General features: G+C 34.1%; 6 protein-coding genes. 1 reads left to right on the top strand and 5 read right to left on the bottom strand.

Translation table 11 applies throughout. The annotated features are described in order from the left end of the window. Positions 1-154 precede the first annotated feature (154 nt). Together E1J38_RS14085 and E1J38_RS14080 are read right to left on the bottom strand one after the other, a co-directional pair. On the bottom strand, positions 155-2,461 hold the full coding sequence (locus E1J38_RS14085; protein ID WP_133357436.1) for an inorganic phosphate transporter: 2,307 nt from the start codon (positions 2,459-2,461) through the stop codon (positions 155-157). A 71-nt stretch (positions 2,462-2,532) separates the two neighbouring features. Beyond that, positions 2,533-3,762, bottom strand: a complete 1,230-nt coding sequence (locus E1J38_RS14080; protein WP_133357437.1) for a porin — start codon at positions 3,760-3,762, stop codon at positions 2,533-2,535. 396 nt (positions 3,763-4,158) lie between these two features. Here E1J38_RS14080 and E1J38_RS14075 point away from each other — a divergent pair, with 396 nt between their 5' ends. Then, entirely contained in the window at positions 4,159-4,506 is a 348-nt protein-coding gene (locus E1J38_RS14075; RefSeq protein WP_133357438.1) for a toxin-antitoxin system YwqK family antitoxin, read from the top strand. 69 nt (positions 4,507-4,575) lie between these two features. Here E1J38_RS14075 and E1J38_RS14070 read toward each other — a convergent pair whose 3' ends face one another. From E1J38_RS14070 to E1J38_RS14060, 3 genes are all read right to left on the bottom strand, one after another. Next, entirely contained in the window at positions 4,576-7,410 is a 2,835-nt protein-coding gene (locus E1J38_RS14070; protein WP_133357439.1) for a TonB-dependent receptor, read from the bottom strand. Positions 7,411-7,484: 74 nt separating this feature from the next. Beyond that, a complete protein-coding gene (locus E1J38_RS14065; protein WP_133357440.1) occupies positions 7,485-8,819 on the bottom strand; it encodes a beta-helix domain-containing protein in 1,335 nt (444 codons plus the stop codon). A 271-nt stretch (positions 8,820-9,090) separates the two neighbouring features. After that, a complete protein-coding gene (locus E1J38_RS14060) occupies positions 9,091-9,486 on the bottom strand; it encodes a carboxypeptidase-like regulatory domain-containing protein (protein WP_133357441.1) in 396 nt (131 codons plus the stop codon). Between the last annotated feature and the right edge of the window lie 112 nt (positions 9,487-9,598).

Here is a 9,598-nt window from a genome sequence, read left to right as displayed (position 1 = left end):
TCCTAGTCAAGCACATAAACAGCAGAACATAAAACTTAAAAAATGGACAAAGAAAAACCATCAAAAGCTAGCTTTTGATGGTTCAAATATTAATACTAATTTTATTCAATAATCGGTCAACCTATTTTAGGACGACTCATGAGGTTATTAATTATCATTCCTCTTCCAATAATTCAGTTGAAATAATGGTGTTATCCGGTATTTTGGCTGGTTCAACAGACGCATCATGAGCATTGTGATACTCTTCTAACAGATTCATGGTGGCCTTTAATAAATCTTTAGTTTCTAAAAGCAGTCCAAAATAAAGCGTAGTATTCTTAGGACTTGATTCCTCTTTACGTGTACGTTCTACTTGTTTTTGAATTTTATCCGATACAATAGATGCTACATTTTCCTCTCTGCTAATTATATTTCCTATTTGTTCAAACGAACGTGAATCAAAAGCATTTTTAATGTCAAAAAATAATTGTTCAATAGCCTCATCAACCTCTTTTAATTCTTTAATTTGGTTGAATTTTAGTTTTTTATGGTTATTATTTACGTGCTTATGACTTGTCTTGGAGATATACTCCAATGATTGTGTCATGTCCTGCAAGTATCCTAAAATATTAATATAGAAATTACTTGCGCCAATACTAGATTCGTCTAAATTTTTAATAAAGTAGAAGATATTATCTCTTAATTCATCAACTTCAAGAGATAATTTTGTGATTTGTTTTTGGTTCTTTTTAAGTGACGATAAGTCTTGTTTTGCTAAACCATTAATAGCATTAGAGTAAATTTTATTTCCACGTTTAACAACATTAGCTATATTAGTTGCACTCTCATGGATAACACCCTGAACGGAGCTGCTTTCAGCGCTTTTAAGACTATCCTCGCCTTTAGAAAGAGAAGACTTTCTTTTGTGGGAAAGATAATTTCTTACTAATAAAATAACTGTGAGCAACAACAATATGGGAGTCATTACAGCTGGATGCCAATTGATTAAGAATACAACTATACCTGCTCCAGTAAAGGCACCAAGCGCTGTTAAAAACCATCCTCCTATAACGTTTAGTACACCGGCAACTCTGTACACAGCACTTTCAGCACCCCAAGCCCTATCCGCTAATGAAGTTCCCATAGCCACCATAAAAGTTACATAAGTCGTTGACAATGGTAACTTCATAGTGGTTGCAATAGAAATTAGAACTCCAGCAACCATTAAGTTTACAGATGCTCTAATCATATCAAAAGCAGGTGCATCTATACTTTGATCTTTGGTAATTATAGTAGAATCTGGCTTCTGGAAACTAGCGTTTACTTTTTCTTGAGTTGATTTAGGGATGATTGCAGTTAATGCATTTGACAATGCCGTGGTCCCTTTAACAATACTTCTTGAGAGTAGGTTTGGTTTAAACTTTTCGTGGGTTTCACTCTGACGGGATAAACTAATTTCTGTTTCGGCAACAGTTTTTGCTTTTTTCGAGAACCATAAAGTAATAACCATAATTCCTCCTGCAATAAACAACAAAAATGGTTCTGCTGGCATTTTTTTGTCAAGAACGCCCATAGTGAACTCTGTAGCGGCAATACCAGAAACAGACCAAGCTTCATAAGAATGGTATGCAGCCATAGGTACTCCAATAAAATTTACTAAATCATTCCCAGAAAAAGCCAAGGCTAAACCAAAAGTTCCAACAGCAATAACTATTAGTAAAATACTTTTTTGAGTTATTTTTTGAAAAACAAAAGATAGTAAAGTGAAAATAGCAAAACCTCCGAGTATGATATATAATTCATTTCCTTCAATTATTCCTTTCATATCACTATAATACGGTGTTCCTTTAAGTCCTTTCATGAAAATGAAATAAAGGATTGCTGTAAGTGCTAAACCACCAAAAACGCCTCCAAAATTTTTGATTTTTTCATTATAATGAAATGTAAAAATTAAACGAGAAAACCACTGCACAATAGCACCAATACTAAAGGCTATAACTACAGAGAGTAGTATACCACTTATAATTTCTATAGCCTTTTTAGTATTTATATAAGTACCTAAATCAGCAAAGGTTTGTGTGTCTGATGCGCCTACTTTAATAATAGCCATTATTACGGCAGCTCCTAAGAGGTTAAATACAATAGAAACTGTTGTAGAGGTTGGTAGGCCTAGTGTGTTAAAGAAATCTAAGAGAAGAATATCTGTAATCATCACCGTCATAAAAATGAGCATGATTTCATGAAAGCTAAATTGTGCTGGAACAAAAATCCCCTTTCTAGCTACCTCCATGAGTCCACTTGAATAAACGGCTCCAATAAAAATACCCAAACTAGCAACAATCATGATGGTTCTTAAGGAAAGTGCTTTAGAACCAATAGCCGAGTTTAAGAAGTTAATGGCATCATTACTAACGCCAACAACAATATCTGCAACTGCCAAAATTGTTAGGGCAATTAACATGTACAAATAAATATTATCCATTGTGTTTAATTGTAGTATATCTGCAAATATCATGACTATTCTTGATTATATTGTTATGTTATCGTTATTTTTTAGAAATGGAAATCAAATCCTAATCTAAACCTAATATTATCGTCGTTTCCATCTACAGATGTGTAACTGATATCACTCTGCACTTTTAGCTTGTGTCCGTGTATGAACTTATTTAAACCTAAAGTATACTGTTTTACCGGAAGCGCATTTGTAACGGCTTCATAATCTAAACCCGTATATCTAGCTGCTATTTCAATATTGTTTTTAAATAAATATCCTGCTTGTAAGTTCAAAGCATTACCTGTTAAGACAATATCTCCAGTTGGGTTTCCATCTTCATCAGTTGCTAAAGTTCCATCTGTGTTTGTAGCTACTTCTTGGTCTGCTGTTCTTTTTGCATATTCTCCCATAAATGAGAACCCATTATATTTGAACATCGCATCTGCGAAAATGGTAGTTTGGTCTGTTTCGTATAAGGAGTTACCATCATTATTAAACATATAATTTCCAGCAAACCCTCTTTCTCTAACGGCATTTTCGTTAAAGTTATACGTAAATGTTAATGATAATTTTGGCTTTTCTTCTCTTTTTAAGTCAGATCCCTTATAATCACCTTTAGATTGAAATGCCCCGAATGGTAATAATTCCAAACGTGCCGTATATTGCAAACCTCCTTCATTACCTTCGGTTACGTTTCTACCTTCACCTTGCGAAAGAGCCAATTTTTCACGAACTAAAAAATCACTACCTAAATAAAACTTATGACGTAGTTGAAGTCCTATATCCCGATCTAAAGTAAAACGACTATTAAGTAAAGATCGATCTACCAATTGAAGGTCACCTGAAGATATAACACGTTCTACGTTTCCAGGTAATTTAGTCTGTCCCGCCCATAATTCCCAATTTTTTGCAAAATGCCACATTAATACAGCATCTAAGATATATCGAGGGGTGTTACGAGTAAATTGATTTCCACCTGAAAGGTCTCTATTAGAAAGCCCCAACTCTATTTTGTATTTTAATTTAGGACTATAAGCAAAACCATCAAATTTCAATCGAGCTCGTCTTATGATAAAATTATGCTCTGGAGAACCATATTGATCGCCATCATGGTCCCAAGAGGAGATATAGCGCATTTGAAATCTAGGCGCGAATTTTATGCTAAAAGAACTGTCTTTAGCTGTAAAGTTTATGAGACCTTTTCCGAAAGAAGTATCACTAATTTCTTGACCAAATGTAAAGGTAATAGCAAATAAAGCAACTGCTACAAGCGTAATTTTAAGTTTCATTGTATTTATTAGTTTTTTGTCGCTGCAAAGAACATAAACCAATGTTAACTTAATGTTTCCAAATGATTAAGTTATAAAGAAAAAAGACTGCCTTTAAAAAGGCAGCCTCATCAGAAATCATGATAATGTAGTCGACAAAAACTAATAAATTATATGAAATACCGATAGGTGTCTATAATAGACATGGCAAATATCAAGGTTGCAGTTAATCTTAACGTAACGTGAATATTAATTAATTATTAATATTTCCAATGTTAAGTTTTTAGGTTTTTTATAGTTATAAGTAATTAAAAATCAAGTTATTACATTTTTAGTGTTAAGTTAATGTTAAGGTAGTGTTGTTTTAAGGTTAAGCAATTTGTATATTTGATATATAATTACTAAAACCCCACAGTTATGAAAAAATATATCTTAACACTCGCAATTTTATTTATAGGATTAATGGCTTTTGCTCAAGAAAATAAAAACGTTACACATGAGCAAAAAGGTGACCTTATAGAAACTACTTATTTTTATGCCGATGGCGCTATTCAGCAACAAGGCACTTTTAATAAAGCAGGTAAATTACATGGTACTTGGACTAGTTTTGATAAGGAAGGAAATAAGTTAGCAGTAGGAAACTATGACAATGGTAAGAAAGTTGGAAAATGGACGTTTTGGGTTGACGGTGAAGCCAATGAGGTTGATTATGTAGATTCTAAAATGACCAAAGTCACTAAAGCTAATAAAGAGAACACCATATAGCTAAAAATTTATTTAATAACAAAAAAGCTCCCAAATGGGAGCTTTTTTGTTATCTAAAATTTAGTAGTATTAGAACTTATAAGAGTAACCTATAGAGAATTCTGTTCCAGGTTGTCTTAAAGAAAAAATTCTATCCTCTGCTTGAAAGGATTGATAAACACTTTCTACCTCGGCACCCAAAATATTTGATATTTTAATATCTATTGAAGATTTTTTGTTTTCTCCAAAAGCCTTGTTTAATGTAAAGTTTAAACTTTCAAAAGGTAAGGTAAATACATCTGGAACACCACCTAAACCAACAACTTCCAAAGTTTTACCTTGCATGTTAAAGAATAAACCTGTTTGTAATCCAAGGTCAGAATTTGTGTAGTTTAAGCTTGTATTGATTAAGAAAGGCGATTGTCCTTGTAGGTTACGTTTTCTTTCTATAGTTTCTCCCGTTCTGGCATTTTGAGATCTTGAGAAAAACTCTCCTTCAGACATGGTTAACTCAGACTCTGTTACAGAGGCATTTAATGAGAACTTTAGGTTTCTTAAGCCATCAGTAATGAAACCAAGATTTTGTCTAAACTCAATTTCTGCACCGTACACATCAGCACTTCCTAAGTTAGCTACTGTAAGTTGTGTAGGCGCTGATGCGAAGAAAGATTTTTCAATTGGGTCTTCAAACTTTTTATAAAAACCACTAATAGCAAACATTTGTCCTGCTTCACCAAAGCGCTCAAACCTTAAATCGAAATTATCAACATAGGTAGGATTCAAGTTAATGTTTCCAATAAACAATCTATCTGTAATAGGGTCAAATATCTGTACAAACGATGCTTCTTTAAACGAAGGACGTGCGGTTGTTTTGTAGTAAGATGTTCTTATGTTTGATTCTTCTCCTATAGCATAAATAAGGTTGGCTGATGGAAATAAATCATGCTGATCAAGAACTTTAAATCTCAGAAAATCATCTCCTGTTGTATTGTTTCTTCCTGTATAGTAGGATGTGAATACCTCTGCACGCAACCCTAAAATAGCTTTTAGTTTTTCGCTAACATTAAACTCGTTTGAGATATAAGTGGCTGCAATATTTTGTTCGCCTTCATAGGCATCACCTGGGTTAAAAATATCTCCAGAAATTAAGAATGTACCATTAACACTATTATCTCTACTCCAAATATTTTCTGGTGCAAGTAAATTGTTTGGGTTACCATCTACTACTTCTGCACCATTATTGTTAAAGGTATAATCGTCTATACTAAAGTCTCTAAACTTATAGGTATAACCACCACCAAATTTAACTTTTGCAGGCCTGCCTCCTAATTCATACTTTTTACTAAAATCAAACTTAGATGCCCAGTTTTCTTCTTGTAACCATCTCCAAATACGAATAGGGAAGGTTGCAGCCGAAGGTGATATAAAAAACTCACCGTTATCAGCCTCTTGTAAAGGCGTTACTCTGTGGTCTTTATCATAAACTTTAGCAAATGTTGGCGAAAATTTCCAATCAAAATCCCAGTCGTTTTGAGCTCCAAAAGAATGATTTCCACTTACTAAAATATTAGAAACAGAACGTTCGGTATAGGTAATAGCATCTTTTGTTAAGGGCTCAAAACCAGAACCAGAACCAGAACCTCCTTGAGCTATAAGTTGGTCAAAGAAGCCACCTGCAGACTCACCATTTTGAATGTGTAAAACATTAACCTTGTATTTTGATTTTTGGCTTTTATAGGTTAAACCAACAAGACCGTTAAGCAATATGTTATTAATACCTTCACTACCTTCAGAAATTCTGTCTATTACAAGTTCTGTATTAGACGGATTATTAGCATCTATAGAGAACGCGCCATCAACGCGGTTTTCGTAAAAAGTCGTTGAGTTTTTGTAGGAGAATGAAGCTTGATAACCAAACTTATCATCGCCAACTTCAAATTGATTACCTAGCGTAAATCCGAAATCAAAATTAGGATTACTTGTTTGCTGTTTAGCTCTTAGCTCGCCATCAAAACGTCCGGTTAAAGAGGTTAAAAGTCCACGGTTTTCAAATCTTCCAGGTACAGGCTGATATCTATTTATTTGTAAGTTTCTGGTACCATCATCATATCCCCAAAAATCAGTATCGCTTCCAGTTCCAATAAGAAAGTTATCATTAAAATGCATATCGGGGTTGTAGCCCGTTCCTAGGGAAATTGAAGCCTCAAATTTTGTTGGAAAATCTTTAGTAACAATATCTACAACACCTCCCGTAAAATCTGCTGGATACTCAGCTGCTGCCGATTTTACCACTATAATATTATCTAAAATATTAGTAGGGAAAATATCCATCTGTATGGTATTTCTATCAGGGTCTAAACCTGGAATATCCACACCGTTTAAGGTAGATTTTGTATAGCGGTCTCCTAAACCTCTAACGTACACATATTTGCCACCAACAACAGAAACTCCGGGAACGCTTTTTACAGCACTAGCTAAATTACTGGCTCCACTGGACTTTATGCTTTGAGCAGATAACCCATCTAAAAGTGTAGCAGACTTCTTTTGAATGTCTAGTACAGCACTTTCAGTGTTTCGTTTAATGCTGGTTGTAATAACAACTTCATCTAATGAGTTTGATGTTAAGGTAACATCTAAATCTATAACCTGACCATTTTTTATAACTACCCCACTAATTTCTTTGGTTTGATAACCTACAAATGAGAAAATAATGGTGTAAGTACCAGCATCTAAATCTAATTGGTACTTTCCATCAAAATCTGATGTTGTACCAATAGTTGTTCCTTTTACTATTACGTTGGCAAAGGCCATGGGCTCGTTGTTGTACTCGCCATCAAGGATATTTCCAGCAAGGGTTCCAGTTTGAGAGGACGCTGCTAAAACAGAACCAAATAATAGTAAGAGAAGTACATAAATATTTTTCATATAAATTATTTATGTACTTCTGCCAAATAAAAAGGCAGAAGTACTTTTTTGAATTGAAATTCTTTTTGTTTGAATTAGAAGCCTAAACCTCCAGCGGCATTAGCATATGTCCAGCTAAGGTTTGTGGTATTTGCACCCACAGTTTGTGCACCGTCGTTTACTTGAGTAGCCCATGCTGCTGCTCTTGTAGTAAAGTCTGGGTTTAAGATAATTTTCTCTTCATCAATATCATTACCTTCATCTGTATCATCACAGTTTTGAGCACAACCTACTTTTTCAACAAAAATGCTGTTATCAAAACCTACAATTTGCCAGTTAGCAAAAGTTATTAATCCATCAAGGAAGTTTTGAGATACACCATTATTATCTAACTCTACATCTTTACCTGCTGGAAAACCTTTGGCAAAAATATTGGTAGTAGTACCTCTTGCTTTACTTCTGTAGTCAGCATACTCACCGTTACTTGTGTCGGCATTACCAATAATAGTAGCATTAGTTAATGTAAATGAACCTTCACTTCCGTTTGGAGTACTTCCTTCTGGACCATCAATTTCAAAAGCATGGTCTGAAGCTGAGCCTAAAACAACCACAGCGTTATCAATGGTACCAGAGTAAGCTTGATCGATATCGATAGCATCATCTCCTTGTGCCCAAACTAATAAGTTAGAAGCATTAACAGTTCCACCAAAAAACTCGATACCATCATCTACGTTGGCAACAACTTCAACGTTGTTTATAACGGTGCCAGAACCAACTCCACCCAGTGTTAAACCATTGATTTCGTTACCTTCACCAATTAAAGCACCTCCATGACGAATAGAAACATATTCTAATCTACCAGAATTATCAGCAGCATCGTTACCTCCATATAAACCGAAAGTGTCATCAGCAGGTATTCCTTCTATTTGAGCTTCTTCTAAATCTCCTTTTAAAGAACAAGGCGCATTACCAAGAATGATTAAACCGCCCCAAAGACCTCTGTTATCTTGGTTTAGGTTAGTACCTGCAGTTTCTCCAGCATCAATATTATCACTTGTAGAAGTGAAAATAATTGGAGCTGCCGCTGTACCAACAGCATTTATTTTTCCGCCTCTTGCAACAATCAATGCAGATGCTAAAGATCCAGTTCCAGCTCTACCTTTAATTATAGTACCAGCCTCTATGGTTAAAGTAACACCATCTTGTACTACAACTCTTCTGTCTAATTCGTAAATATTATCACTTGTCCAAGTTTCATCTAAGGCAATACCTCCTGCTTTTACAACCACAGGTGTGCCTGTTGGAGTGTTTCCTCCTCCTTCATTTATAATAGTAATTTCTTCTATTATAATAGGTGTGTCATCATCTTTAAAACATCCTGTAAATACTAAAGTAGATGCAACTAAAAGTGTTAAAAATATTTTTTTCATTGTATTAAATTTTAGATAATTCTTTTTTCAATTTTATGCTGCAAAGAAATGCACATTATGTAAATACCGTGTTATCTAGAGATTAAAGTACAGTAATAAAAGGGTTATGTTAACGTTACGAAATGAGAGTTCATGTAATCTGTTCTAAACAATTTCTTAACATTAAAAATATTCTTAAAACGAATAATTTTTAACATCTAGTTAGAGGATAGAAACTTTTTGGCTAGTTACTGCCAAAAAGTGCTATGATTTGATTTAGGAAAAACTAAACTTAATTTAGGGAAGTAGTGGTTTGCTTAAGCGCTTTCTTTTCAGAAGGGCTCTCAATTGAGGCAGTTTCCATTTGAGATGGTAACATAAAAGCACCTAAAGCTAACTTAATTTCGGTGGGTTCAGCAGAATCAACTACAATATTAATCTCCTTAGGTTCATACCCTGGAAAATTACAAACCAAGGTATATTCTCCGTCTTGTAAGTTTTCTAGAAGAAACATGCCCGAGAAGTCAGAAGTAGCTTTTAATGAGCTTCCTTTAACAGAAACATTTGCAAATGCTAAAGGAGTGTTATCCATTTCTTTATCCAATATCTTTCCAACAACTAAACCTGTATTTTGGGCAAACAAGCTTGCTGAAAAAAGGATGAAAAATAATACTATTAGTTGTTTCATTTTAAAACGGATAATTATTTCTGCAAAGAACCGATATAATCCAGTTTTTAATGTTACTAAATTGTTAATGCTATTTCATTTTTAGGTTACTTTAATGTTAAGAGAATTTTGG

It is taken from the genome of Seonamhaeicola sediminis (assembly GCF_004358095.2).
GTDB classification, from domain to species: domain Bacteria; phylum Bacteroidota; class Bacteroidia; order Flavobacteriales; family Flavobacteriaceae; genus Seonamhaeicola; species Seonamhaeicola sediminis.
This window is presented reverse-complemented; position numbering and strand designations above follow the sequence as displayed.

Excerpts from the sequence above, each read along its gene's own strand:
- E1J38_RS14085 (WP_133357436.1), bottom strand. The coding sequence starts at position 2,461 with ATGGATAATATTTATTTGTACATGTTAATTGCCCTAACAATTTTGGCA.
- E1J38_RS14080 (WP_133357437.1), bottom strand. The coding sequence starts at position 3,762 with ATGAAACTTAAAATTACGCTTGTAGCAGTTGCTTTATTTGCTATTACC.
- E1J38_RS14075 (WP_133357438.1), top strand. The coding sequence starts at position 4,159 with ATGAAAAAATATATCTTAACACTCGCAATTTTATTTATAGGATTAATG.
- E1J38_RS14070 (WP_133357439.1), bottom strand. The coding sequence starts at position 7,410 with ATGAAAAATATTTATGTACTTCTCTTACTATTATTTGGTTCTGTTTTA.
- E1J38_RS14065 (WP_133357440.1), bottom strand. The coding sequence starts at position 8,819 with ATGAAAAAAATATTTTTAACACTTTTAGTTGCATCTACTTTAGTATTT.
- E1J38_RS14060 (WP_133357441.1), bottom strand. The coding sequence starts at position 9,486 with ATGAAACAACTAATAGTATTATTTTTCATCCTTTTTTCAGCAAGCTTG.